Below are 24,314 nucleotides of genomic sequence, written 5' to 3' on the forward strand. Positions count from 1 at the left end.
TTGAAGTAATAAAAATCGCTTTACAAGAAATTCCGGGGGTGCAATAATATTCACGAAACCGATTTCGTAAATTCAAGCAAAGAGAGGATGATGGTTCGTGAAGCAAAAGGCAACTCCGGGTTGGACTTTCACCGGTGCTAACGGTGATTTCAGACTGATTGAGCCTGAGCGCAGCAGCTTTCTTTATTTTCCGCTGGTGAATGAAGGGGGGATGATGTCCTCGGTAACGCCAAAGCTGCACGGGATGGCTGCAGCAGGGCATAATTCGTTTCTGAATGCTCCCGTTTCGGTAGAGGATCTGCATAACTCCCGGGCGGGGCGCAATTTCTGGGTACATATCGAGGGGAAGGGTACATGGTCAGCTACAGGAGACTCGGCCGCGCAAAATGTGTCCGCGTATTCTCCGCAGGCGGACCGGTCGGTGCTGGATGCCGGGCTGCTCTGGCACCGGGTCACCCGAGAGAGCGGCAGCTATCCGCTCCGGTCAGAGGTTACAAGCTTTGTGCCAAGCGGAGCCGATAAAGTAGAACTGATGAAGATTACGCTCACGAATACCGGGGGGGAGGAGCTGATTGTGACTCCTACAGCTGCTATTCCGCTCTATGCCCGCTCGGCCGATGATTTGCGCGATCACCGTCATGTAACCTCGCTCCTGCACCGGATTTATACTTCGGCCTTCGGGGTGGAAGTGCAGCCTGCACTTTCCTTTGATGAACGCGGCCACCGGGTTAACGACATTTCTTATGCGGTGCTGGGTGCCGAAGAGGCGGGCATCCCGCCGGTTGGCCTGTTCCCGGTGCAGGAGGAGTTTGCCGGCGAAGGCGGCAGCCTGGACTGGCCGCAGGCGGCCGTGCAGAATCTGGCGCCGCCTGCGGATGCGGCTGAAGGCACCTACCGCGAAGGCTATGAGGCACTCGGCGGCCTGCGCTTCGCTTCCGTCAGGCTGCAGCCGGGTGAGAGCCGTTCTTATATCCTGGTGCTGGCGATTGCGGCCGGGCGCATTCCTGTACAGCGGATGATGGATAAGTACGGCTCTGCTTCCGCTTTCGATGCGCTTCTGGAAGAGAATAAGCGCTTCTGGAACAGTAAGGTAAATACCGTACAATTCCATACGGGAGACGATATCCACGACCAATGGATGAAATGGGTCACACTCCAGCCGATTCTCCGCCGTTTATACGGCAATTCATTTCTGCCGTACCACGACTATGGAAGAGGCGGGCGGGGCTGGCGCGATTTGTGGCAGGATTGCCTTGCCCTGCTGATCATGGAGCCGGATGAAGTGCGCCATCTGCTGCTGAATAACTATGCCGGAGTGCGGATCGACGGCAGCAATGCGACGATTATCGGGCGGGAGCCCGGGGAGTTCATTGCCGACCGCAACAATATTCCCCGGGTCTGGATGGATCACGGGGCATGGCCGCTGCTGACGACCATGCTGTATATGGACCAAAGCGGCGATCTCGGCTTCCTGCTGGAAGAGCAGGTGTATTTCCGCGATGCCTTCATGAACCGCTGCCAAGCCCGCGACCATTCCTGGACCGCCGATTCCGGAAGTGTTCTGCGCACTGCAGACGGCGAGGTGTATCGGGGAACTGTGCTGGAGCATATCCTGTTGCAGCATCTGGTTCCCTTCTTTAATGTCGGTGACCATAACAACATTCTGCTGGAAGGCGCGGACTGGAACGATGGGCTGGATATGGCGGCACAGCGTGGGGAGAGTGTAGCCTTCAGCGCATTCTATGCGAGCAATCTGCTGGAGCTTTCTACGCTGCTGCATGCGCTGCAGGAACGCTCCGGTATAACAACCCTTTTGCTGGCGGAGGAGCTGCAGCTTCTGCTGGATTCGCTGGCTGACGCTGTAGATTACAGCTCCGTCCAGGCCAAGCGCGAACGGCTGAGCCGGTATTACGCCGCTGCTCCCAACCGGGTAAGCGGATTAAAGGCGGAGCTGATGCTGCATCTGGTAGCTGAGGATCTCCGGCGTAAAGCCGAATGGATGTTTGAGCATCTGCGCAGGAATGAATGGGTAGCAAGCGCACAGGGGGACGGCTGGTTCAACGGATATTACAACAATGACGGCCAGCGGGTCGAGGGTGAGTTCCAGGATGGCGTCCGGATGACGCTTACCGGCCAGGTATTTCCGCTGCTCGGCTATGCGGCCGCAGCGGAACAGGTTCCGGCGATCATCGCTGCTGTAGAGCGCAATCTGTGCGATCCGCGGATCGGTTACCGGCTCAATACGAACTTCGGCGGTATCCAGCAGAATCTGGGCCGCGCCTTCGGCTTCGCCTACGGGCATAAAGAGAATGGGGCGATGTTCAGCCATATGACCGTAATGTACGGCAATGCGCTGTACAAGCGCGGTTACGTACGGGAAGGCTATAAGGTGCTGGATTCGCTGTACCGGTTAAGCCGTGATTTTGCCGCCAGCCGCATTTATCCCGGAATTCCGGAGTACATCAATGAACAGGGCAGGGGAATGTACACCTACTTAACCGGATCGGCCAGCTGGCTGCTCTTGACGATGGTGAATGAAGTATTTGGCGTGAAAGGCAAGCTCGGTAATCTGCTGCTGCAGCCGAAGCTGGTGGAAGAGCAGTTCGATGCCGCAGGCCGGGCCTCGATCCGCACACTGTTTGCCGGACGTGAGCTGGAGATCGTCTATACGGCCGCAGGAAGCCGCGAATTCGGAGCGTATCAAATACACTCGGCAAACCTGAACGGCGCTGTGGTGACGCTTCAGCGCGTCTCAGAGGGTGTGTTAATTGACAGAGAGGTACTGGAGTCACTTGAAGAAGGCGGAAGTCATCTTCTTGAGGTGGAGCTGGCTTAGAAGACGCCGGCCTCAAATGAAAGGAGCAGCCAGCTTATGGCCCATATACTCAGCAATGGGATATTAACTGTACAGATTGAAGAGCCGGGGACCTACAGCGGTACCCGGTTCGATTGGACCGGGTTTATCTCGCAAGTGCGGCTGGAGCATGGACAGCATACCTTCTGCGTGCCGGAAAGTCTTACTCCCGGGGCGGGTACCGGCGGAGCAGGCTTGTGCAATGAATTCGGGATTGTGCAAGCGATCGGCTATGATGAAGCTGAGGCCGGTGAATGGTTCCCCAAGCCGGGCGTAGGGCTGCTGCAAAAAAATTACCACCTCCCCTACTCCTTCAGCGGTTCTTACCCGCTCATTCCGTTTAAGGTCGATGCGGAGCTGAGCCGGACCTCGGCGGTCTATACCGTGGAGCCGCTGGAGTGCCGCGGCTACAGCATGCTTTTGACCAAGACGCTCGTCCTTAACGGGGACCGCATCGAAATCGGCTACACGCTGGAGAATAAAGGATCGAAGACGATTCGTACGGAGGAATACGTGCACAATTTCCTGGGGATCGACGGAGCTCCCGCCGGAAGCGATTACCGCCTGACGCTGCCCGGGCTGCAGATCGAGGATGCGGAATCTGCCTATACCGAAGAGCTTCTGGAGCAAGCAGAGGATTCACTGACCTGGAAGCGGCAGCCTCACCGCCCGTTCTATTGCAGATTAGGCAGCATAAGCGGCTCTTCCGCAGATTACTTCTGGGAGCTGCTGCATGTTCCCGGCGGGTGCGGAGTCAGGGAGAGCGGGGATTTTGCGCCCAGCCGCATGGCTCTGTGGGGAGAACGCCATGTCATTTCACCCGAAGTGTTCGTGAAGGTTGCCGCCAAACCGGGCCAAACGGTGCAGTGGCGGCGCAGCTTTCAATTTTTTGGACGGTGAACGCCTGCGGATCAGTGGTTCAGGTTCACAAAAGAACAGTCTGAATCTCACCTTATATGTGAATAATTATACTTGCTGGTGTGTACGATTGCTGCTATTATGGAATCCATATTCCATATTGATAGGCGAGAAAGGGTGGGAGAGTTTTGAGCAAGAGAGCATATAATTTTAATGCCGGACCGGCGGCGCTGCCGCTTGCGGTACTGGAACGCGCACAGGCGGAATTTGTCGAATTCCGGGAGAGCGGGATGTCGATCATGGAGATGTCGCACCGTGGCGCTATTTATGAGTCCGTGCATAATGAAGCGCAAGAGCGTCTGCTTAATCTGCTTGGCAATCCGCAAGGCTACAAGGTTCTGTTCGTTCAGGGCGGGGCAACCACCCAGTTCGCAATGGTGCCGCTGAACTTCATCTCTGCCGGTCAGGTGGGCAGCTATGTGATGACAGGCAGCTGGGCGGACAAGGCCTTCAAGGAAGCCAAGCTGGCGGGCGGAGCGCATGTGGCTGCTACTTCAGAAGACAAGAAGTTCCTGGCCATTCCCGCACTGGACAGCATTAAGCCTGCGGACAATGCTGCTTACCTGCATATCACCTCCAACGAGACGATTGAAGGCACGCAGTATGCGGAATTCCCGGATACCGGCTCGCTTCCGCTGATCGCCGACATGTCCAGCGACATCCTGAGCCGCAGCATCGATGTCAGCAAATTCGGGCTGATCTACGCCGGAGCGCAGAAGAATCTCGGTCCGTCCGGTGTTACTGTGGTCATCGCCAAGGAAGAGCTGATTGCCGAGTCGCCATCCACGATTCCAACGATCCTGCGGTACAGCACGCATTATAAGAACAACTCTCTCTACAATACACCGCCATCCTTCTCTGTATATATGGTCAACGAAGTGTTAAAATGGGTTGAGGAGCAGGGCGGACTGTCCGGCATCGAAACGAAGAACCGCGACAAAGCAGGCCTGCTCTATGAAACGATCGACGGCAGCGGCGGTTTCTACCGCGGCGTGGCGGAAGCCGGCAGCCGGTCGATCATGAACGTCACGTTCCGCATGGAATCGGAGGAGCTGGAGAAGAAATTCGTGAAGGCTACCGAACAGGAGGGCTTCGTCGGGCTGAAGGGCCACCGCAGCGTAGGCGGCCTGCGCGCCTCCATTTACAACGCCGTTCCTCACGAAAGCGTAAAGGCGCTGACCGATTTCATGAAGCATTTCCAGCAAACCCAGGGCTAATGGACGAAAGCTTCTGTACCTTCCGCCGGCAGGCGGAAGGTTTTCTTCATTCACTGCAATGCAATAAGTGCTTTCACCATTTTGGCCGTGTGGCTGCTGCAACAAAGATTTGCACAGAAAGGAAGCAAACACTATGGCACTACACATTGTGCTGGTGGAACCGGAAATTCCGGCCAACACCGGCAACATCAGCCGCACCTGTGCGGCGACGGGTACAACACTGCATCTGGTGCGTCCGCTCGGCTTTCGCACGGATGACGCCACGCTGAAACGGGCGGGCCTGGATTACTGGCATGCCGTCAATATTGAATACCACGATTCCTTTGCCGAAGTGCTGGAGAAGTATGAGGGAAGCCGCTTTTTCTATGCAACAACGAAGGCGGACAAACGTTATACCGATTACAGCTTCCAGGACGGGGATTTCTTTGTGTTCGGCAAGGAAACCAAAGGGCTGCCGCCGGAAATATTGGAGCAGGGCCAGGAAACGCTGATGCGCATGCCGATGAGCAATGCCGTACGGTCACTGAATTTGTCCAACTCGGCGGCCATCATTGTATATGAGGCGCTGCGTCAGCTCGATTTCCCCCAGCTATTCTAAAAGTAGACAAATTTATTTATTTTTTTCAGCAGGATTCGACAACCTGATCACGAAATGTATTGTATAGTGCAGAAAAAAGTAGTAACTGTATAGATTGAACTTGAAATATACTAATAGGGAAGAAGTGGTGGCAGCACGACGGTTCCCGGGCAGGATATATCAGTTCAATCTATATATAATCAGTTGAACAGGAGAGGTGTAAGTAAGAAATGAAACCTGCTGGTGTAGTTCGTAAAGTGGATCAGCTGGGCAGAATTGTACTGCCGAAGTCACTGCGCAAGAGATATCAGATGAATGAAGGCGATCCGGTCGAAATTTTGGTGCAGGGCGACCATATTATTCTGGAGCGCTATCGTCCAAAATGTGTTTTCTGCGGATCTATGGAAGGTGTAAACGAATACAAGGAACGTTACATTTGTGCCGAATGTATGGGTGAAATGACCCAGCTGTCCAAACACGCCTAATCAGGGCGGACAGAGAAGAGCTTCGTACATAGCAACGGCCGGCATGTCCGGGATAACAGTGAAAGCACCGCACATTTGTGCGGTGCTTTTTTTGGTGCGGTACATACTAGAAATGCGCACATTATTTGAAGAACAGGAAATTCGTCGGCACCTTCCGCAATTGCCCGTCCGATGGCTTATTAATGACTTTTCCCTTAAAAATCAGGGAAGCGGAGCCGCCGCCGTCCAGATTATACGCGTCGATAACGCCCATATTAAACAGCTTGTTCTGGAGCTCCTGCAGCGTCGCTCCGGAATTGCCGTGTTCATTGTAGCCGTCGGCGACCAGAATAAGAAGCTGGTCGTCCTTATAGTTGCCAATGACCGTGCGGGGAGCCCGCTGCGGACTAAGCTGCCATTTCAGCGGGATGCTCTGTTTCACGCCGTTCTTCAGCAGGACAGGGACAAAGGTGGCCCCAAACACCGGATCGAGCGCTTCAAGCTGGGCGCGGCTGCTGAATTTGCCGCCGATCAGCTCACCCGAACGGCTCAAACCGACAAAGCTGAGGTCCTTGTAGCTGGCTTCAAAGCCGTTCACAAAATTGCCGTTCACGACGGTAGTAGACAGCGGGTAACGCTTGCCGTTCTGGTCGGCGAAGCCTCCGGCGTTGATGCCGGCGGTCGCGCCGTAGCGGTTCACGGCATGCAGTGTCGTCTCGGCGCCGGCTCCGCCCTGCGCGGAGCTTCCGGCGAGGCTCATCTTCATCGCGGCCGCATCCTTGAGCTTGATTTTGAGCGCATAAGCTTTATAATTGCCGGGGTTCAGCCGGTATAATTCAATCGTGATCCGGTCGCTGTTCACCACGTCGGCGGGGATTCCCAGCTTGGACGTGATGCGCCGGTTATATATCCGCTCCGGACGGGCGGTCTGGGCTACGGCGGTAGTCACGATGGCGTTCATCGTATTCGTAGTCTGCTTGTACAGCTGCGCGCTGGCACTGATCGACTCCAGGGTGGCTGTGGCCGAATTTCTGGCTGCGGCAAGCTTCTGCTGCAGTGCGGCCGTCTCTTCAACGGGACCGGCCGCAGCCGTATAAGGCTGCAGATCTAGCTTGAACTCCACCTGCGGATGGTAGAACCACAGGCACAGCAGCAGACCGAACAGCGGAGCAGTCAGCAGCATGAAGAAGCGGTTCACTTTTTTTACGGGAGTCATCATTTCAGCAGATCCATTTCCTTCTTGAGACTGTCCAGCTGCTTGCGGACTTCGCTCAGCTGCGTATAAAGCTTGTTGCTGTTGTCTGTCTTGTCGCTTTGGTTATCCTTGGTGAAAGTCAGCAGTTCATTAAAGGTATCGACAGTGCTCTGCAGTTGTTGAACCTGTTCGGTGAGCGCAGAAATCTTGGTCTCATAATCGGTCTGGAGCACACTCAGTTGCTGCTGGCTTTGGGCGCCCAGCTGTGTCAGCAGCTGCTCTTTCAGATGGTTGGTATAAGTATAGACACCGTAGATACCGGCACCGATCAGTACAATCCAGAACAACAGGAACCATTTGACGGAAGGTCCGTTTCTCACCGCGCTGCGGCGCCGGCTGACCGGATTCGATTCCGCTAGGGGTTGCATTATGAATCACCTCAGGCTGTTTTTGTTCAAGTCCCCATTCTATCAAACTTTTCCTCATTTCGCAAAAATGAAAGAGCTTCCGCTAACAAGAAAAAAGAATTGCAACCTATGAATCTACTGCGATACAATTTCTATAGATTGGAATATCTGAGGGGCGTATTCAAGGTAAATGAAGGAAGAATAGACAAGAGTTCAACCATCCTTGCTTGCAGGAGCCGGGAACGCCGAGGCGCTTTCCATTCTGGGTACATATATATACACATAGCAGGAGGTCAGAGCGTTAATGAGGAAAGTATGGCGGGTGGTCATCATTGGATGTCACCCTACGAGTATGCTGGGTACAAAGCTGATTTTGGAGGAAGGGGGAGAGCTCGAAGTACTTGGAATGTATTCCGGTTGGAACGAAGGCTTACACAACATCCGCGAGTTTCAGCCTGATCTTGTGCTGGCCGACTTTCAGATGCCGGAAGGTACGATTGAAAAGCTGTTGCCGGAGATGAAGCTCAGCGCACAGCAGGCCCACTTCATTGTAATGACCGAAGAAGAGGACAAAGAATTGTTTCAGCCGCTCCTTGAGCTGGGGGCGAGCGGCATCCTGTCGAAGGGTGCTTCCCCCCGTCAACTGCTGCTGATGATCGAGGGTCTGCGTGAAGGCCTGCTGTCGATCCCCTTAAGCTGGATTGAAAAAGGATTCCGCCCCGCTACATCGTCCAAGGGTGCGGAAGGCGTGATGCAGCTGACTCAAACGGAACGTTTTATTATGGAACGGATTGTACAGGGAATCACATATGATAAGATCGCCCTGGAAATTCAAGTGAGCCGCCGGTCCATCGATAATTATCTGCGCAAAATCTACGTGAAGCTGGATGTATCCACCAGGGCGCAGGCGATTGAGAAATACGCGCTTTACTCCAGGCAGAACAAGCAGCTGTACGCATAATGCGCCATTGACTGCGACATATTGCCGCCCGGGGAGGAATACTATTCTGGGTACAGGGAAAGGGGGAGCCTATGAAATACGAGTTTTCGGCCCGTGCACATACGCTGCTGTCTTCACCGCTGCTGAGCATCCGCACCCGGACGCGGCGCGGCAATCTGATCTCACTGGCGGAGGAGCTGCCGGCGGAGGAGCTCTTTCCGTTATCCCTGCTGGCCGAGGCTGCTTCCACCGTCATTTCTGAAGATGCCGGAGCGCTGCAGTACGGCGATCCTGAAGGATATGGCCCGCTGCGGGAATGGCTGACCGGAGACTGGCTGAAGGGTAAAGGGGTACATGCTCCTGAAGGCGGTGTGTTGCTGACAACCGGAAGCCAGCAGGCCATCGACCTGCTGACAAGAGTATATATTGATCCCGGCGACCGGGTGCTGGTGGAGAATCCGACATCTCCGGGCATCCTGCAGGCGCTGCGGATGCAGGGAGCGGTTATTATTCCGGTCAGCGGAGACCAAAGCGGCCTGCGGCCGGATGAACTGCGCAGCGCCTTGCGCCAGCACCGGCCCAAGATGCTGTTCGCCACGCCAAGCTTCACGAACCCGAGCGGGATTCTCTGGAGTCTGGAGCGGCGCAAGGAAGTGCTGGAGCTGTGCGCTGCGAACCATGTGCTGATCGTCGAGGACGATTCATACGGCGACCTTTATTTTCCGGGAGCCGGTGGACGTCCGGCGGCCAAATTGCCGTCGCTCTATGCCCTGGAGAACGCGGGTGAGGGCGGGCATGTGCTTTATATCGGCTCTTTCAGCAAGACGGTAGCGCCGGCGCTGCGGACGGGCTGGGCAGCAGGCAGCCGTGAGCTGATCGGCATGATGGCAGCCGCCAAGCAAATGGCCGACTGGCAGTCCAGCTCACTGAACCAGCGCCTGCTGCATCACCTGCTGGACGTCTCCGCCTTTGACCTGCGCGAGCATATTGCACTCCTGAACCGCGAGTACCATACCCGTCTGAAGCTGACAGCGGAGCTGCTGAAGCGTCCCGCGTGGAAGCAGTGCGCCTATGAGCTGCCTTCCGGCGGGATGTTCGTGTGGGTCGAACTGCCGGAAGGGCTGGACGCGACGCTGCTGCTGCGTGCTTCCCTGCTGAAAGGCGTCGCCTTCCTGCCCGGCCCGCTGTGCTGCGTAACCGGCGGCAACCGGCGCATCCGCCTCAACTTCAGCCATCCCGGCCGCGACGAGCTGTTGCTCGGGATGAACCTGATGAGCGAGGCGATCGGCGAGTTCACCGCCCGGAGCTGAGGGCGGTGAAATGAGGGATTGAGGCGCTGGGGCGCTGAGAGCTGGGACCTGAGAGGCTGGGTAGCCGAGGGACTGAGGAGCTAAGGGGCTGAGGGGCTGAAGGGCTGAGAGGCTGAGTAACCGAGAGGGACTGAATGCCTAAGCAAGTGAGGGTGCTGTTAGAGTATGCGGGAGCCGGGAGTAATGCTCGGGGCTTCGGCGCCACAGCGCGCGGCAATCTGCTGTATTTCGTGCAATAGAAAATTGAATTTGCGCCCGAAAGGGGCGTTTAGGCTGAAATCGATTGTACAAAGTGGAATAGATCGTTTATTAAGCTTGATTTTAGGGGATTCTGATGTACAAAGTACAATAGAAGCCTGCAGTGTCCTTTAGTTAAACGGCAAGTCTCCATGTGAGGCTTGCCGTTTAATGTTTCGGAAGCAAAGGTTCTTACTGGGCGTGTAAGCGGTTCGGCGGGGGGAGCACGCATCGGTATACAGGAGCGAAAATGAGGGGCACAGCAAGGTAACTTATAAAGGCAAAGACCGCTTATGCTTCAAAGAAAGCAAAAAAAGGCTTTGTAGCTGAACCAGGAGGGAGGTTAGTTAGCAGTGAAGCAGCTCAATGAGGATAATGAGCAGATGAACTGTTCAGGGTTAAAAGTGGCAGGGAGCAGGAAGGGTGAGGAGGAGAACGGCTGCGGTAGGAAGGAAGAGTAGTGCAGGTGAGGAAGGCTGTGGGAAGAGGATGAGCGGTGCAGGTGAGAACGGGCGTGGTAAGAAAGGTGAGTACTGCAAGTGAGGAAAGCTGTGGGCCGCCGCCGGATGCAGCGGCGGCGGATCAGCGGATGCCGCCGGAAGCGACGGCGGCATACTCCACCAGCGCTGCCGCGCCTGCCGGCGTCAGCGCGTAACGGCCGCGGTTCACCCGGGTGAACCAGCCGTAGTAGTTGCGCTGCAGGATCGCTGCAGCGCCCGGCACCCCGCTCCGCCGGCGCAGCTCGGCGGGCGTGACGCCCCTCGGCGCCGCCGGAGCAGCGGCGCCTGTCCCCTGCGCCGCCGCGTCTCCGGCGGCGCCGTCCGCCCGGCCGGGTGCAGCGGCCGGGGCTTCTGCCGCCGCAGCAGCTTCGGCTGCGGCGCTTCCCCGCGAGCCGCGGCGCCCGGCGCGCGGGGCGGGGCTGAGGCCGGCGGCAGCCTCGGCCTCGGCGGCCTGCAGCGCGAGCGCGACGCGCAGCGCCTTCTCGCGGTAGGCGGTCACGAGCTTCACGCCCGTGCTGCCGCCGGTGTTGTAGTCGCCGCTGCGCTCGCGGAACTCGAGCAGCAGGCGCTCGCGGCGGCGCAGGCTGCCCCGGGGCGCAGGCGGCGCTTCGCCCGGCTCCGCGAGCACCTCGACCAGCGGCGCCTTCGTCTTGTAGAAGACGACAGTGATCAGCCCGAGGCCGAGGCGGCGGCACAGGCCGCTCAGCTCGCTCCAGCGCTGGTTCACTGCGCCTTTCTTGTCGCGCACCCGCTCTACAGCGAGATAGACGTTCGGGCTGAGCCGCAGCCGCTCGACACCCTGCAGCAGCAGGGCGAGATTGAAGCTTTTCTTCAGCTCGACGATCAGCGGCTGGTCCTCGCCCTCCCGCAGGCCGACCAGATCGCAGGTCCGCACCTCGCCTTTGATATGGTATCCCTGGCTTTCAAAGAAAGCCTTTAAAGGAGCATACAGCTCCGTCTCATGCTTGATGGCCATTGGGGTCACTCCTATAATCCAGCAGCAGTCTGACTGCCGCAAAGTATAATTAATCGTCCGCAGACTTCAGTAAACGCAGCAGCTGCAGTATTGCCGGTTGTACCCGTGCCCGTGCCTATGCCTGTGTCTGTGTCTGTGTCTGTGCAGCTTGCGGGTATACTTGCACTTGGTACATTTATTTTCGGGTAATCACTCTCTGTGAAGCACTTAATTGCACCTGATACAACTATAGTCAGCATCATCAGCCAAACGGTCCGGTCCGGGGAGAAATAGATGTACGAAATGCAGGTATGCGGTAAATCAGCCCCATTTGGGCCGGAATAGTTGTACATTTTACAAGTTACACCTCAAGAGGAAGCTACTGCGATGGTCCGTGCCCCGCACGCTCGCTCTCCAGGCTTCCCTGTGATACGGTCCACCCATCGTTCAACAGGCTGTTTTTTCACCCGCATTAATATTCCGTAAATTCCCTGCATATTACTTGGATTAACCTTCTGTGCAGATGTTGCCCGAGAGCTAACATAGCAGGGAACATCACGATTCTCTATTATAGCACAGCAAAAAAGAGGTCACTATTGCCGGATTACCGCATAGTTATGTAATACACTTTTAAAGCCAAAGGAGCAAGTAGGAGCGCAAGAGGAGGCAGCGAGCATGGATATATTTGAGCGTATAGCTTCGTATCGGGCTGAGAACGACCGTTTGGCGTGGAGCGGCACCTTCAAGGACTATATAGAATTGCTGAAACAAGACCCCTCTCCCGCCAAGACGGCTCACTCCCGCGTATACGACATGATCAAATCCCACGGCGTCGAGGAGATCAACGGTCGGAAACGGTATAAGTTTTTTGAGCAGGAGATTTTTGGCCTTGACAGGGCTGTGGAGAAGCTGGTGGAGGAGTATTTCCACTCGGCGGCGCGGCGGCTCGACGTGCGCAAGCGGATCCTGCTCCTGATGGGGCCGGTCAGCGGCGGGAAATCGACCATCGTGACTCTGTTAAAAAGAGGGCTGGAGCAATATTCCCGTACCGCCGAAGGGGCGGTGTACGCCATTGAAGGCTGCCCGATGCATGAAGACCCGCTGCATTTGATCCCGCTGGAGCTCCGGCCGGAGCTGGAACGGGAGCTGGGCGTGCGCATTGAGGGCAACCTGTGCCCGTCCTGCCAGATGCGGCTGAAGAACGAGTACCATGGAGACATCGAACAGGTCAAGGTAGCGCGGGTGCTGCTGTCGGAGGAAGAGCGCGTAGGCATCGGCACCTTCAGCCCCTCCGATCCGAAGTCGCAGGATATCGCCGACCTCACCGGCAGTATTGACTTCTCGACGATTACCGAATTCGGCTCAGAGTCCGATCCGCGGGCGTACCGTTTCGACGGGGAGCTGAACAAGGCCAACCGCGGGCTGATGGAATTCCAGGAAATGCTCAAATGCGACGAGAAGTTCCTTTGGAACCTGTTGTCGCTGACCCAGGAGGGCAACTTCAAAGCCGGGCGCTTCGCGTTAATTTCGGCGGATGAAATGATCATCGCGCATACGAACGAGACGGAGTACAAAGCTTTTATCTCCAATAAAAAGAATGAAGCGCTCCAGTCCCGCATGATCGTCATGCCGGTTCCTTACAACCTGCGGGTGTCGGAAGAGGAAAAAATCTACGCTAAGCTGATTGCCCAGAGCGACATGAAGCATGTGCATATTGCCCCGCATGCGCTGCGGGCCGCGGCGATCTTCTCCATTCTCACGCGCCTGAAGGAGAGCAAGAAGCAGGGGATGGACCTCATCAAGAAGCTGCGGATGTACGACGGCGAAGAGGTCGAGGGCTACAAGGAAGCTGATCTCAAGGAGATGCAGTCGGAGTATCTGGATGAGGGAATGTCCGGCATCGACCCGCGCTATGTCATCAACCGGATCTCCAGCGCCCTGATCAAGGGCGACCTGCAGTGCATGAACGCGCTCGATGTGCTGCGGGCGATCAAGGACGGCCTGGACCAGCATCCTTCCATTACGAAGGAGGAACGTGAGCGGTATCTGAATTTCATTGCCATTGCCCGCAAGGAATACGATATTCTGGCCAAAAGCGAGGTGCAGAAGGCGTTTGTTTACTCTTTTGAAGAGTCGGCCAAGACGCTGTTCGAGAACTACCTCGACAACATTGAAGCGTACTGCAACTGGACCAAAATCCGCGACCCGCTGACCGATGAGGAGCTGGAGCCGGATGAGCGGCTGATGCGTTCCATCGAGGAGCAGATCGGCATTTCCGAAAACGCCAAGAAGGCGTTCCGCGAAGAGATTCTGATCCGCATCTCTGCCTATTCCCGAAAGGGCAAAAAGTTCGAGTACAACAACCACGACCGGCTGCGCGAAGCCATCGAGAAGAAGCTGTTCGCCGACCTGAAGGATATCGTCAAGATCACCACCTCCTCCAAGACGCCGGATGAAAGCCAGCTGAAACGGATTAACGAAGTCACCCGGCGGCTGATCGACGAGCACAACTACTGCCCGATCTGCGCCAACGAGCTGCTGAAATATGTCGGCAGCCTGCTGAACCGGTAAGGAGGCGGAGTAATCTGCCGGAGGATTGTCTATCCTTGCATGACTGGACCGCGAACCTGCGGTCTTTTTTTATATAACGGAGTCCCCGCAAAGCCTGAATGACTTCTGTCAAACCCGCGATGTGGGGTTCTTTTGTGCCTGGCGGTTTGCCGGATATATCTTCGCGAGCCGCCTCGAAGCGGGGGCGGACGCCGTCAAGCCGCCGTGCGGCCACCGGAACACCCGCGCAGCCTGCCTGCCCGCATAGAAGCGGGCCGTACCTTTGGCCGGCCAAGCTCCGTCAGCGCCCGGACTATCCGGGCAGTTTAACCGCCGCGATGCGCAGCCGCCGGGCATCGAGCAGCCAACTGCCGTCCCGGTACAGCTGCGGCTTGAGCTGCGCTTCGATGGTGTCGTATATCGCTGCTTTGTCCCCGGGCGTAACATCGTGGAAGAAATAGCCGGAGAAGCTGTCCAGCCAGTTCCGGATTGCGGAGTCTCCCCCTCTAAGCGGAGAGGGACTGTCAAAATGCCGGGTATAGGTGACCCGGAATCCGGTCTGCTCCAGCAGGGTGGCGTATTCGCCGGCTGTGGGATGGTACCATGGATTCCGCCCCTCCCAAGCATAACCATGAGCCTCAAGCGCTTGCCGCATTGCGGTCAGGACCGCGGCGGTGTTGCCGCTGCCGGCGAACTCGGCCACGAAGCGGCCGCCCTCCCGCAGCGCCAGCCAGATGGCCCGGGCCGCTTGCGGACCGCTGGCGATCCAGTGCAGCGCGGCGTGGGAGAACACGGCGTCAAAGGCTGTCCCGGTGCGGTACTGGCTGGCATCCTGCACCTCAAAGTGCAGGTCCGGATATTTCCGGCTGGCCTGCCCTACCAGCTCTGCGGACAGGTCGATGCCGGTAGTTACGGCTCCGGCGGCTGCAATCCTGGCAGTTAAATCTCCATTGCCGCAGCCCATATCCAGAATCCGTTCACCGGGACAGGGCTGAAGCAGCTCGAGAATTCCGCTATCCGGTTTAGCTGTCAAATCCGGAGGCTGCAGGCTTGCGGCTGGTCCGGAGGGTTTATTTTGCATGAAGGCTTGTCTCCTTTAGATCATATCATAGACTATATGAATCTATAATAGCGGTGATTTACTTGGCTCGTCAAGCTGCAGCAACATACACCGCTTATCGAACCGCCTTAATTTGCGCAAGACTGGAACGATCGGCCCGGAATTTAATTGCTATAATGAAGATAACGAACAGGGAAAGGCCTGGTGGGTGGGCTGTGAATTACAGCAGGGATATTGAGCGATGCATTGACTATATCGAGGAGCATATCAAGGAACCGTTAACCGCTGACGATATTTGCGCGGTCGCCGGCTACTCGCTGTTTCACTTCAGCAGAGTGTTCAGCTTGACCCGCGGCATGCCGATCATGGAGTACGTACGCAGCCGCAGATTGTCCCGGGCGTCGATGGAGCTGTTCAGCGGCCGCCGGATCATCGATATCGCGCTGGATTATGGCTTTGAGACACAGAGCGGCTTTGCCAAAGCCTTCCGGAAGGCGTACGGATACAGCCCCAGCGACTATACGGCGCGGATGGAGAGCTTTCGGCCGTCACTGCCGCCTGGCCTGATCGGAGATTATATGCCGGAACCGGCGGTTGTGCACAGACCCGCTTTTAGAGTTGCGGGCTACGGCATTGAGACAGATGTAGCGGCGCGCGGGTATACCCAGGAGGTCGCTTCGTTCTGGAGCCGATATGACGGGGATAACCTGGAGTCCAAAATGTATGCCATTCTCCAACCGCTGAGGCACGGAGAGGTCGGATTATGTATTCCGGCGTCCGGGGATGGATATGCAAAGTATCTGTTAGGGGTCATTGTCGAGGACTTTGGCAAGGTGACTGCGGACATGCTAACCACAGAAGTGCCCAGAGCACAATATGCCGTATTTACCACGCCGCCGGTGGATACATCGGGAGATGCCGGCCAGGATGATTTTGTGCAGGTGATCCAGAGCACCTGGGTATACATTTTTGAAGCCTGGTTTCCTTCAAGCGGATATGTGTACGATGAAGACAAGCCGAACTTTGAATTTTATGATGAGCGCTGCCATTCCCGTGCGGATACGGTGATGGAGATTTACGTGCCTGTACTGATTAGAGCCGGGGATTAACCTATGACCGCCGAGAGGCGGTCTTTTCAGTAGGAGCAACTTGCCCTGTCTCTGGAAATTCAAGTTGTGTCTATCTAGTGAAAATATTTTCTGCATATTGTGGTATTAAGAGGAAAAATCATGTATTTTATAGAGGGTACTACTAATTTGGTTGAAGGGGAGTGCGATTTTGAAAAAAGTAATGTTGAAGAAAGCTTTTGCTTTACTGCTCATGTTTTGTTTCATTTTATCGCCCTTTGGCTCTGTGTTCGCAGCTGCAGCAGAGGCTTCGGCCGCCGATACGCCAGCAACCTCAGCGGTTGAGATCCAGGTTGCCTATCCCGATGGCACCATTATGGAGCAGGGCGTGCTGTCTGTTAACCTGAGCGAAGAGCCCGGCGCAAACTACACCTCCTTTGGAGAAGACGGCGTATTTCTGTTCGATCTTCCGGACGGAACGTATAATGTGTCTGGCGTAACCGACTTCACTTCCTGGAAAAGTATCACCTTCTACGATTCGTTTACAGTGAGCGGAGGAAATCCGCAGACGCATATTTTGCAGCTTCCGCCTAAGATTGTCGGCTCCATTATCACTGCGGACGGGGCAGATCTCCCTTATGGAAGACTTTACCTGACCGGCTCTGACGGTACCACCACCAATGGCTATGTCACCAATGTCGACGACGGTGCGTTCACCCTGTATTTACCGGACGGGTCCTATACGGCAGATTTTCTGTCCGAATGGAATCACATGTGGGCTGTCACTCTCCACTCTTCCTTTACAGTGTTGAATGGTCAACTGGAATCCGGGCCGCTGGTAGTGACTGTACCTCTTCAATATACAGGGACCGTCACCAAGAGCGGCGCACCTGTGAGCAGCGGCGCAGTATACTTCCAAAGCACAGATGACAGCAGTATCAGCTACGAGGGCCGGGTTATGAATGGCAGATTGAGCGTATTCCTGTTAAACGGCAACTACCAGATCACCAAGGTGGTAGACTTGAATACCTCTCAGGAATATACCGTCAATCTTAATGTTACTGTGGCAAATGGCGCTGGTCCCGTGAACATAACGATTCCTTAAGCAGATTTAAGCCCGCCGCACATCTGATGTGCCTGCGGGCTGTTTCTGTTCTGCGGGAACCGTTCCAGGTTACAGGAACTTCCGCTGTACCTTTTTCCCATCGTAAGTGAAGAGAGCTTTCTTATCCTCCACCACCGTCTGCAGGTGAACGTTACGTCCCCACAGCGAGTAGATGTGCGGAAGCGTGCGCTCCAGGTATTTGAGATCCAGCTCGATGCTCTCATAGCGGTGAACGATCAGCAGCTCTCCGTTCCGCTCATAATCGGCGTCCTGGACGACGAGGTAAGGCGCACCGCCGTTGACCCGGGCCAGCACCAGCTGGTCGCGGACATTCTCCCAGGCTTTGTCGGTAATTTTCCATTCCGGGCCTTTCTTCTCGAAGACGTACAGATCCAGATCTCCCACCAGCTGTTTGGTCAAATAACTGCGGATAAACGAGATGTCAGAATCCAGCTCGCGCACCTCGAACATTTTGTCGCGGTCCCAGCGGCGTTCGATGTCCTCGAAGATTTTCAGCCCCAAATAGTACGGATTCAGGCTTTGGCGGGAGGGCTGCACCACCGAGGAATTCAGCTTCGAGTATTCAATCGTCTCCTCCGAAGTAAGGTCCAGTTCGCGCATGATCCGCTGATGCCAATACGAAGCCCAGCCTTCGTATTGCTAAGGTGCTTATTCGAATGAAATTATTGTGTTAATGTTTTCCATGTTTTGATATAATTTTTGAATGAATGTGAAATTATTGTCGGAGGGAAATATGGGCCGCGAACTTATTATTTTTAAGACCGATACAGATGCATATGGCACTAATAGAGGTTTTGTGTACCAATATTTAAAAACCTTAATTCAGTGGTTAAAGATCTACAGTAGTAACTCTGTAAATGAATGCATTTATTGTGAATACGAAGATGATACAAAATTACTGAATGAAGAGAAAAACATAGTAAAATTTACTCAAATGAAATGCTACTCAACGGTGTTTAACCTTGGTCACACTGATATTAAAAAATCATTATATAATTTTTTTATTCTTTATCGGATGTACCCAGAATATGAGGGCTCCTTTTCATTTGAAACAAATTCACGTGTTTCTTCTAAAGATCATCTCTTGGATGAATGGACTAGAACACAAAATACGCTCAGTCAGAACCAAAATCTACTTGGCAGCTGTATTGTTGAAGTTCGCGACATTTTGAATGAATCAATTATTGAGAACAGAGATAGCTTAGTTACTGACTTATCAAAGAAAATCGTGAAGCTTGAAACAAAATCAAAAAGAATTACCAAAAAAATCAAAGATCAGATGGCTGCATATAACAATGAAATAGAAGACATAAAAGAAAAAGCCAATGATGTGTTGGCAAGTATAGCAGATACTGATGTGTTAAGTGACTTCGTACTTAGAATATATTGGTCTTTTGATGATATTGCTGCTGAAAAGTCAGTAGAGGTTTTAAAGTCCCAAGCACTTAGTTGCATAACCAGTTTAGGGTTAAAGTACCCTCCAAATATAATTTTTGGTCGTTTGGTTTCTGAAATAGTGCTTAAGTCAAAAGAAGCCAGACCAGAAGCACGATGTTTAGACTTTTCATTAATGCAGAGTATCTTGAACGAAACTGAAACTGCAATTAATTCTAAGGTGGATCAAAGGATATTAGAACAATTTCAGAACATCATGGATAGACTAGATTCAGGTTTTCAAGACGTTTCGTTGGGTATTGAAGTTATAAAAACAGCAATGGATAGAATTGCGCCTACATCACAAACCCCAATACCCTCAGAATACATAGACTTGCCAGAGAGCGATTCGTTTGCACCAGAGAAACTTAAAGAAGTTATTGATAAAGATCCTGTTAAGCAAAGCAACCTTGAAAGGAAAATTAGCAGGATTTTTGAGAATGATGTCGATGATGTCGATGAGGCCGAGCAAGTTAATTTTCTTATTCAAGTTGCGACTGAATTGCGATGCCGCTATCTTTTATTTCTTCAAGAACTAAAAATCAGTAATAGGCACCATACATATTCCAGCGTCAAGTCATTGGAAGGTAAAGTGAAATATGAATGTACTGCCTCTGCAATCAAGCTAAAAAGAGTTGAAAATTTAAATCCAATTGATTTTTGGAGTTCATTTCAAGAGGAATTAGTAAGCCTGGGTAAACAATTCAATCTTCGGGTGAATAAGGATATAGATAAGGAAATCGTTTATGCACAAATGTATCAAATGGCTGCTGAATGTCATTTAAAGTGGCATAAGGAGGTGGCAAGCAAATGAAGAATTCTTCTAAGACAATGGATGCAGTTAACATGTTTTTTGAAAAACTTGCTAAGAACAATATGATTCCTGAGACTGCTCCTCTAGAAGAGCAGGTTGTGTATTTAGACCCTGACGATGACTTCGACTTTCATGCTTACCGAATTCTTCTATTAATTAGAATTTGTGGAATTATCAAGGAGCCATTTTTCGCCAATCATACAATTTACGGACGTAGAAAATTTTCTTTTTTTGATTTTTTAATTCGTTACCCTTTTTATTTGCAAAAGGTAATTGAGAAGAGCGAGAAACATCATTTGTTCAATATTTTGGATATTCGGTCATACGAAACTGAAGAAGCCTTTTCTCCAATGATAAAATATATTCGCGGACCTTGGGACCCTCGCTATGAGTCTATTTTTAATTATATGATCTGCAAAAATTTAATCGAAGTTAAGTTTTCGAATTATTCCACAAGTCAAAAAGCTTTTTGTATAAGTTTAACTAGCTTGGGGCTAGAAATATCAGAACAAATTCGTGATATAGAAAAAGAGTGGTCAACTAGAATGGAGATAATAGGTAATATTTTCTCGGATAATACAACAGACAATTTTATTGAGAAATATGTAATTAAAAATTTTCCTGAGTTGATCTTGGGCAATTGGAGATGAATCAATGTTTATCGAAGCCGTATTAATCAGGATAGTAACAAAAAATGGGCAGAAATATGGAAGATTTATTCCTTTTCTTTTCAATGGTGAAATTCACGAGTTCAATATGATTTATGCGGAAAATACGTTAGGCAAATCAACCCTTATTGAAAGCATAATTTATGGCTTGAATGGTGAGGACATTTACGGACAGCAAAAAGGGGGAATCATTAACTATAAAGACATTTTAAGACTGTATATAACTAAAGAACCTATAATAAATGCTGAAGTTTTTTTGCAGCTTAAATCACAAGAACTACGAATTGTGATTATGCGAGATGCTCTTAATTGGAGCCAGCCTGTGGTTGTTTTTGAAGATATACATCTTGAAGAAGAAGATGAGCCAGATTCCTTATTTCAGAGAGCATCAAAGCATCATTTCTTTAAAATTAGAAAAGATAAGGGGATTAACGGTAACAAGACTTATCAGGATTTTTTGTTTGATTTTATGAACATTTCTACTCTAACAGCTCCGACCGATGAAGTTGATTTCAACGATGAAGAACAGGCTACAAAAGATGAACGATTGATGTTTTATATACAAAATCTCATGCCCCTTTTTGCGGTGCAACAAGGAGCATGGCATGATATTCAAGCGATTAACCCAAGATATGGGATTCCCGAGATTAAAAAGACCGCTTTTGAGATGATTTTGAAGCTTTCTGGCACAGAAGCTGTTTATTTAAGGAGCGAAATAGAAAAATTTAATGATTTGTTAAAAAGTAAAAAGTCTATTTTAGAAGAAGTGGAACAAGTTTTAGGCTTATTGTCGGTCAAATCGATTCAATCGGTTGAGCAAGAGATAAAGCGAACAAATGAGTTGATTGATAGTTATCGAAATAAGCTTATTGAAATGGAGCACAGTAATAATGACTCCAAGAATGTGATTGCAGAAATCCGAGAAAAATTTAGAAAATCATCGCAAGTTTATAAACGATACCAAGAACTGATAAATACACTTGATTCTGAAATAGATGAGTATACTTATTACATAAATAAGATTGTTTCTGACATCGAGAAATATGACAAGTTAAAAACAGCAAAAAAGTTAATTGGAACATTACCGATAGAAATGTGTCCACATTGTATGGCAAATATTAAAATAGACACCGATCAAGAACTATTACAGGATAATTGTGGACTGTGCGGAAGCCCCTTGCAAAAAATTGGTATATCGGAAAATGAGCAATACATGAATTATTTAAAGGACGAGCTAAAGGATTTTGAAGGTTTACGGAAAAAGAAGCAACAGGAGAGAAAGAATGCGCAAGGGCGTCTTGTAGTAGCCGAACTGGAACAAGCTGAATTAAAGTCAACATTGGAAACCTATGAAGAACAGCTTACACCCAAAAACCTACAACAGTACAGTTACTATTCCCGAGAAACAGGCAGGTTGGTAAATCAGATCAAACAATTTGAGAAGGATAAAGAAATCATTAATCGTTATGACGCTTTACTTGATGAAATAAAAAGTCTTAACGAACAAGTGAAAGGCAAAAGAAAAGCGCTCAAAGCATTAGAGTCGAATACTGATCAAGACGAAAACAAACTTATAAAATTTGAAGAGTATTTTAAAGCTAACTTAAAGGCGCTTGATTTTTTAAAGAAAGGTCTTGATGAAAACAAAATTGACGATGAAAAAAACATTAAGAACAAGGCTAAGATAGATATACAAACAATCTATGATAATATACAAATCGATAGGGATAATTATTTGCCAAAAACCGAAGGGAAAAACTTATATTACTTAACTTCTAGCAGTGGTTTGATTCGCATAATCTTGTCCTACTACGTTGCTTTACTGATGACTGCACTTGAATTTAAGGAGGATGTTAATCATCCATTTTTACTCATCATGGACGAACCCCGACAACAAAACTTAGATATGCATAGTTTTAATGAGTTCATGGAGCTTTTAAAAGGTTTGAAAAAAAATCACCCAAAAGGATTTCAAGTAATTATTGCTTCATCTGAAAGAGGTAACTGTGAAGAAAAAGACATTAGCTTAAACTTGGGCAAAGAATATTTAATAAAAGAAATGTAAATTAAAAATGAAAGGCTCAATCCGCTGAGTCTTTCATTTTTTTTTGTATTTTCCACGATCGGGTCGGTCAACACCTGCGTTAAATCATGAATCCCGATCGGGGGAATCTGTGCTGAAATAAGTTGAAGCAGAAGTTAATGACAGGTCCTAAAAATCCATCTCAACTTGTTCAATCTTTATTTGTTTTATTTTTGTGTCTTCATTATTATTGGTTTTTTCAAAATCATTCTTATTTACTACACTCTGGTATAAGAAAATAAATATATTTTCATAAGTTTGTTTACCTAGTCCACTTTGTTTAGCCAAATCCAAATTTCTTACCCGTGATACTGGTAGAAGTTCATTTAATACATTCATCTGTTTATCTGTTAACTTAACCTTTTTCTTCATGTCTTTTATGTCAATTCTATTTAATAAATCAATCATTAACTTTTCAGTACCTTCTGCTTCTTTTTTTTCATCTGTACAAATATATACATCAATATCTAAATTGCTTAGATAATATTCCATTAATTCTTTAACTTTTTTCCATTCTAAGCCACCGTTGTTTGTTCCTAGTTTAGGGAAAGCAATTGATTGAAAATCTCTCCTCTGATAATTATTAACGAAATATCGCAATCCGCTCTCGATGAAGTCCATTTTGGAAGGGAATTTCCAATGGTTTTTTGTTGGGAAATTTAGAATCCATTGGTTGTGAGAATATTCAAATAAGTACGGATGTCCAACAGTTACTTTCTTTTCCTTACAACGTAAAACATAATCCTCATACATCTCTGGATAGCGCATTTTAAATTCTTTCGCAATTCCAGCACCCATAACTCCATAGCAATTAATTGTATTTACAATTGTTTTTGCTGGAGAATTAAAGACTGTACCCTCGGAGTAATATAACATGTTTACCTCATCCTTATATTTTCTTCTATGCTAATAATACCATAAAAATAAAAGCGAAAAATCAAAGGAACCAACGGTATATTAGGAATAATAACAATAAAATCAGTATGGGGTCCTAGTTCAAAATCAATACCGTTAGAAATTAGGATATTGTTATTCTCATCAAGCAATTCATATTTCGTACGATCATCATTAGATAGGGGGAGGTTAAACTTAATGTTTAAATGAAGCTCAAACCCTTGTCCACGTGATACCATTTCAATCGAGTAATCCTGTAAGAAGTTTTCTCTATTGTTATACATTTGTGCGTTTAAAACGAATCTCGGATCATTACCCAAAAGTAAACGAGCCCTTTTTAGATCAGCTGGCGTACGGAAAATTATTTGATTGACGTATGTTAAAGGAATAGGACTTATGGAAAGAAGCTCAGCATGTCTTTTTCTTTTCTTTTCCCATTTATCAGGTCCTTCATCCAAGGGGAGAGGGCTTCTATTTAATACTTCTGCCCAATCAATTCTACTAAAAAATGAGTAATCATTTCCAAAATGCGTATACTGCGATGCTGCGTTTCCATCAGTAAACCATGTATTAGGCAATATAAGAAGCTCAGTAGAAAAAACTAAATATACAGGTATGGGGATATGTGGATTTGTATGATTTTTTTTAATGCCTTCGTTTACATATAAAGTCATCGTTTTTTCTTTGTAGTAAAACCGAACACAATCCTGAACAACGAAGTTCGTATGGCCAATCACTTCACTGTTAGCTCCATCGTGGAAATTTATGTTATTTTGAATGCAATGATTTCTACTATTCAGAGTTTGATTAGGATTCAAAGTAACACTAAATAGGTTTAAGAAATTTGAAAAATCAGTAAAGTGGTATAACCCATAAAAATTAAAATTTGTTTGAAGAGTTTCAACATATTGTTGTATAAGAAAAGAGTCTGCTTTCAATGGTATTCATCTCCATTATAGTAAATAAGATCTGCGACCATTATACTACAATACAGCTATTAATCGGGGTAAAATTATCCAATAATAGAAAGCGTTTAAAATATGT

Annotated in this window: 19 protein-coding genes and 1 pseudogene; 13 read left to right on the plus strand and 7 right to left on the minus strand. The window is 50.0% G+C overall.

The window, feature by feature from the left end; translation table 11 throughout:
* Positions 1-97 precede the first annotated feature (97 nt).
* The 5 genes from F1381_RS13370 (at position 98) to F1381_RS13390 (ending at position 6,051) form a co-directional block, all read left to right on the plus strand.
* Positions 98-2,836 carry a GH36-type glycosyl hydrolase domain-containing protein gene (locus F1381_RS13370; RefSeq protein ID WP_151735357.1) on the plus strand — a complete coding sequence of 913 codons (2,739 nt, stop codon included), beginning with the start codon at positions 98-100 and terminating at the stop codon, positions 2,834-2,836.
* Between the two features lie 36 nt (positions 2,837-2,872).
* Positions 2,873-3,754, plus strand: a complete 882-nt coding sequence (locus F1381_RS13375) for a hypothetical protein (protein ID WP_151735358.1) — start codon at positions 2,873-2,875, stop codon at positions 3,752-3,754.
* A 146-nt stretch (positions 3,755-3,900) separates the two neighbouring features.
* Positions 3,901-4,989, plus strand: a complete 1,089-nt coding sequence (gene serC, locus F1381_RS13380; protein ID WP_151735359.1) for a 3-phosphoserine/phosphohydroxythreonine transaminase — start codon at positions 3,901-3,903, stop codon at positions 4,987-4,989.
* A 133-nt stretch (positions 4,990-5,122) separates the two neighbouring features.
* Positions 5,123-5,587: a tRNA (uridine(34)/cytosine(34)/5-carboxymethylaminomethyluridine(34)-2'-O)-methyltransferase TrmL gene (gene trmL / locus F1381_RS13385; protein ID WP_151735360.1), complete on the plus strand. Its 465-nt coding sequence runs from the start codon at positions 5,123-5,125 to the stop codon at positions 5,585-5,587.
* Between the two features lie 209 nt (positions 5,588-5,796).
* Positions 5,797-6,051 carry an AbrB/MazE/SpoVT family DNA-binding domain-containing protein gene (locus F1381_RS13390; protein WP_151735361.1) on the plus strand — a complete coding sequence of 85 codons (255 nt, stop codon included), beginning with the start codon at positions 5,797-5,799 and terminating at the stop codon, positions 6,049-6,051.
* Between the two features lie 121 nt (positions 6,052-6,172).
* Here the strand turns inward: F1381_RS13390 and F1381_RS13395 are convergent, their stop codons facing one another.
* A complete protein-coding gene (locus F1381_RS13395) occupies positions 6,173-7,249 on the minus strand; it encodes a phosphodiester glycosidase family protein (RefSeq protein ID WP_151735362.1) in 1,077 nt (358 codons plus the stop codon).
* Positions 7,246-7,653, minus strand: coding sequence for a hypothetical protein (locus F1381_RS13400; RefSeq protein WP_151735363.1), 408 nt, complete (start codon positions 7,651-7,653; stop codon positions 7,246-7,248). Before F1381_RS13400 ends, F1381_RS13395 begins: the two co-directional genes overlap by 4 nt.
* Before the next feature lie 283 nt (positions 7,654-7,936).
* On the opposite strand from F1381_RS13400, the gene F1381_RS13405 reads away from it, so the two are divergent.
* Entirely contained in the window at positions 7,937-8,593 is a 657-nt protein-coding gene (locus F1381_RS13405) for a response regulator transcription factor (protein WP_151735364.1), read from the plus strand.
* A gap of 71 nt (positions 8,594-8,664) precedes the next feature.
* Positions 8,665-9,882 (plus strand): aminotransferase-like domain-containing protein, encoded by a 1,218-nt coding sequence (locus tag F1381_RS13410; protein WP_151735365.1) that lies wholly within the window; start codon positions 8,665-8,667, stop codon positions 9,880-9,882.
* A gap of 819 nt (positions 9,883-10,701) precedes the next feature.
* On the opposite strand, the gene F1381_RS13415 is transcribed toward F1381_RS13410, so the two are convergent.
* Positions 10,702-11,595 (minus strand): DUF2161 family putative PD-(D/E)XK-type phosphodiesterase, encoded by an 894-nt coding sequence (locus tag F1381_RS13415; protein ID WP_151735366.1) that lies wholly within the window; start codon positions 11,593-11,595, stop codon positions 10,702-10,704.
* 654 nt (positions 11,596-12,249) lie between these two features.
* On the opposite strand from F1381_RS13415, the gene F1381_RS13420 reads away from it, so the two are divergent.
* On the plus strand, positions 12,250-14,145 hold the full coding sequence (locus F1381_RS13420) for a PrkA family serine protein kinase (protein WP_151735367.1): 1,896 nt from the start codon (positions 12,250-12,252) through the stop codon (positions 14,143-14,145).
* A gap of 292 nt (positions 14,146-14,437) precedes the next feature.
* Here F1381_RS13420 and F1381_RS13425 read toward each other — a convergent pair whose 3' ends face one another.
* Complete coding sequence (locus tag F1381_RS13425) at positions 14,438-15,205, minus strand: class I SAM-dependent methyltransferase (RefSeq protein WP_151735368.1); 768 nt, start codon at positions 15,203-15,205, stop codon at positions 14,438-14,440.
* A 194-nt stretch (positions 15,206-15,399) separates the two neighbouring features.
* Here F1381_RS13425 and F1381_RS13430 point away from each other — a divergent pair, with 194 nt between their 5' ends.
* Together F1381_RS13430 and F1381_RS13435 are read left to right on the plus strand one after the other, a co-directional pair.
* Positions 15,400-16,293, plus strand: a complete 894-nt coding sequence (locus tag F1381_RS13430) for an AraC family transcriptional regulator (protein ID WP_151735369.1) — start codon at positions 15,400-15,402, stop codon at positions 16,291-16,293.
* 211 nt (positions 16,294-16,504) lie between these two features.
* Positions 16,505-17,356 (plus strand): hypothetical protein, encoded by an 852-nt coding sequence (locus F1381_RS13435; protein ID WP_222850443.1) that lies wholly within the window; start codon positions 16,505-16,507, stop codon positions 17,354-17,356.
* A 69-nt stretch (positions 17,357-17,425) separates the two neighbouring features.
* Here the strand turns inward: F1381_RS13435 and F1381_RS13440 are convergent.
* Positions 17,426-18,010, minus strand: a pseudogene (locus tag F1381_RS13440) (SpoVR family protein); the annotation flags it as partial.
* 100 nt (positions 18,011-18,110) lie between these two features.
* On the opposite strand from F1381_RS13440, the gene F1381_RS13445 reads away from it, so the two are divergent.
* Genes F1381_RS13445 through F1381_RS13455 form a run of 3 tightly spaced genes read left to right on the plus strand, consistent with a single transcriptional unit; the run spans position 18,111 to position 22,358 of the window.
* Positions 18,111-19,625, plus strand: a complete 1,515-nt coding sequence (locus F1381_RS13445) for a dsDNA nuclease domain-containing protein (protein WP_151735371.1) — start codon at positions 18,111-18,113, stop codon at positions 19,623-19,625.
* On the plus strand, positions 19,622-20,275 hold the full coding sequence (locus tag F1381_RS13450; RefSeq protein WP_246188019.1) for a hypothetical protein: 654 nt from the start codon (positions 19,622-19,624) through the stop codon (positions 20,273-20,275). The genes F1381_RS13445 and F1381_RS13450 overlap by 4 nt, the downstream gene beginning before the upstream one ends.
* 4 nt (positions 20,276-20,279) lie before the next feature.
* Positions 20,280-22,358, plus strand: coding sequence for an AAA family ATPase (locus F1381_RS13455; RefSeq protein ID WP_151735372.1), 2,079 nt, complete (start codon positions 20,280-20,282; stop codon positions 22,356-22,358).
* 147 nt (positions 22,359-22,505) lie between these two features.
* Here F1381_RS13455 and F1381_RS13460 read toward each other — a convergent pair whose 3' ends face one another.
* Complete coding sequence (locus F1381_RS13460) at positions 22,506-23,252, minus strand: macro domain-containing protein (protein ID WP_151735373.1); 747 nt, start codon at positions 23,250-23,252, stop codon at positions 22,506-22,508.
* Between the two features lie 2 nt (positions 23,253-23,254).
* Positions 23,255-24,208, minus strand: a complete 954-nt coding sequence (locus F1381_RS13465; RefSeq protein ID WP_187355338.1) for a DarT ssDNA thymidine ADP-ribosyltransferase family protein — start codon at positions 24,206-24,208, stop codon at positions 23,255-23,257.
* Positions 24,209-24,314 lie beyond the last annotated feature (106 nt).

Source organism: Paenibacillus tengchongensis (assembly GCF_008973665.1).
Lineage (GTDB): Bacteria > Bacillota > Bacilli > Paenibacillales > Paenibacillaceae > Paenibacillus_AQ > Paenibacillus_AQ tengchongensis.

Bases quoted from the DNA above. Each gene is read 5' to 3' on its own strand.
- F1381_RS13390 (WP_151735361.1), top strand. From the start codon at position 5,797: ATGAAACCTGCTGGTGTAGTTCGTAAAGTGGATCAGCTGGGCAGAATT.
- F1381_RS13415 (WP_151735366.1), bottom strand. From the start codon at position 11,595: ATGGCCATCAAGCATGAGACGGAGCTGTATGCTCCTTTAAAGGCTTTC.
- F1381_RS13395 (WP_151735362.1), bottom strand. From the start codon at position 7,249: ATGATGACTCCCGTAAAAAAAGTGAACCGCTTCTTCATGCTGCTGACT.
- F1381_RS13420 (WP_151735367.1), top strand. From the start codon at position 12,250: ATGGATATATTTGAGCGTATAGCTTCGTATCGGGCTGAGAACGACCGT.
- F1381_RS13400 (WP_151735363.1), bottom strand. From the start codon at position 7,653: ATGCAACCCCTAGCGGAATCGAATCCGGTCAGCCGGCGCCGCAGCGCG.
- F1381_RS13435 (WP_222850443.1), top strand. From the start codon at position 16,505: ATGTTTTGTTTCATTTTATCGCCCTTTGGCTCTGTGTTCGCAGCTGCA.
- F1381_RS13450 (WP_246188019.1), top strand. From the start codon at position 19,622: ATGAAGAATTCTTCTAAGACAATGGATGCAGTTAACATGTTTTTTGAA.
- F1381_RS13405 (WP_151735364.1), top strand. From the start codon at position 7,937: ATGAGGAAAGTATGGCGGGTGGTCATCATTGGATGTCACCCTACGAGT.
- trmL (WP_151735360.1), top strand. From the start codon at position 5,123: ATGGCACTACACATTGTGCTGGTGGAACCGGAAATTCCGGCCAACACC.
- F1381_RS13375 (WP_151735358.1), top strand. From the start codon at position 2,873: ATGGCCCATATACTCAGCAATGGGATATTAACTGTACAGATTGAAGAG.
- F1381_RS13410 (WP_151735365.1), top strand. From the start codon at position 8,665: ATGAAATACGAGTTTTCGGCCCGTGCACATACGCTGCTGTCTTCACCG.
- F1381_RS13425 (WP_151735368.1), bottom strand. From the start codon at position 15,205: ATGCAAAATAAACCCTCCGGACCAGCCGCAAGCCTGCAGCCTCCGGAT.
- F1381_RS13455 (WP_151735372.1), top strand. From the start codon at position 20,280: ATGTTTATCGAAGCCGTATTAATCAGGATAGTAACAAAAAATGGGCAG.
- F1381_RS13460 (WP_151735373.1), bottom strand. From the start codon at position 23,252: ATGTTATATTACTCCGAGGGTACAGTCTTTAATTCTCCAGCAAAAACA.
- F1381_RS13445 (WP_151735371.1), top strand. From the start codon at position 18,111: ATGGGCCGCGAACTTATTATTTTTAAGACCGATACAGATGCATATGGC.